Here is a 1,508-nt window from a genome sequence, read left to right as displayed (position 1 = left end):
CAGGATCCTGCTCCTGAAGCTCCCGCGCCCGCTGCCCCAAATACGGCAGGAAAACCCGCTGCCGCAACACCTCCGCCGGCAACCCCGCCCTATTTTCGACCAGCCAGTGGCCAACCCGGACCTGCAAGAGCTCAGTCACCTGCGCGAGCCGTTCCCCATCGGGCTCACCAGCCCGCCCCAACTCGGCCCGCACCTCGTCAGGATCCGACAAGAACCCCACCAGATCCCCGTCCAGAACCGGACCCAACAACTCCCGCACACCCGCCGGATTTTCAGCCACCAACGCCGACAACAGCGAACGATCAACCGGCACCCCCACCGACGGCACAGGCGGTGCGGAATCGACCACACCACCAGCCGACCCATCGGAACCCCCCCCGGAAGGCATCGCACCAGCCCAGTCCGACGCGCCGATCTCCGCCGCGCCAACACCCTGCGCGCCGGGCCGAACCAACCCAGCACCAGCACCGACAGCTGATCCCTCGAAAACAGCCGCAGGGCCCGGATCCGACGCGTCGATCCCACCCATGCCCGTGACGTCCGGCGAAGAATGCTGTGGACTGAAGGTACCGGTCATCTCGATGTCCTGCGGAAACGGGTTCTCCCACCCCTCCGACAACTCAAACAACACCCGGCCACCAAGGTCCACCTCTAGCCGACCATGATCGGCCCCATCCTCACCAAAAGCCACGTAGTTCAGGAGAGGCGGACCGTCGTCCCCGGAAGCCATCGCACCAGCCCGGTCCAGCGCGTCGACCCCCGCCACGCCGACACCCTGCCCGCCAGGCATCGGCGCCGCGATGGTGGTATCTGACTCTCCCAACGCCACGTGGGACAGCACTTCGATCTCTGCCTCGTTCGGCGCCCCGGACCCCTCGGGTAGCTGGCCAGAACGCGGCTGTGACCCGCCCGCGTCCTCCCTCCACGCCGCGAAGACCCCCGACTGGCTGATGAGGCCACCGGACAGCTTGGCTACGTCGCCGGACAGTGACCAAATACCGCGGCCGCTGGCGACGCGCTGGCCCACCTTCTCCCGGGCCCAATCTTTCACCAAGGGCCACGTCTGCTCGTTTAGTTTTCTAGCTCGCCTTTTCAGGCTCATCCACTCTGGACGCCGCTGCGTCTCCAGGAACTCCTTCAGGGTGCTGGCGCCATTGGCGCCGGGCTGGAAGGCAACCATCTTCTCCAGCCACTGTTCCCGCTCCTGGGGCAGTGGGCCAGGACCCTGCTGTGCCCCACCCACGTGCACCTGCGGCATCTTCTGCCACAAATTCCCGACTTTCCATGTGCTGACGAGGCCACCGGACCAGTCGTGCACCGAATCGGGGCTGTAGGGGTGGCCGTCGGGGCCGAGCTGGCCCTTCAGCGATTTGGCCCAGTCGGTCACCCACTCCCTCAACGTTCCCTCAGCCGTCCGCCCCTCCTCGGGCAGAACCACCCCGTCTGGGAGTTGTCTGATCGCCAACGTCTCACGGAGGTTGCGACCGCCCTCGACGGGCCGGAAGCCA

At 66.7% G+C, this 1,508-nt stretch carries 1 protein-coding gene; it reads right to left on the bottom strand.

Annotated features, from left to right (window positions below; all coding sequences use genetic code 11):
* Positions 1-1,387, bottom strand: a 1,387-nt coding sequence (locus tag ACGFIZ_RS34230; RefSeq protein ID WP_393427454.1) for a hypothetical protein, incomplete at its 3' end; no start/stop codon positions are given.
* Positions 1,388-1,508: the final 121 nt, after the last annotated feature.

Source organism: Micromonospora sp. NPDC048830 (assembly GCF_043198215.1).
In the GTDB taxonomy this organism is placed as follows: Bacteria; Actinomycetota; Actinomycetes; order Mycobacteriales; family Micromonosporaceae; genus Micromonospora.
The sequence above is the reverse complement of the archived record's forward strand: the minus strand, read 5'-3'. Positions and strand labels throughout refer to the sequence as shown.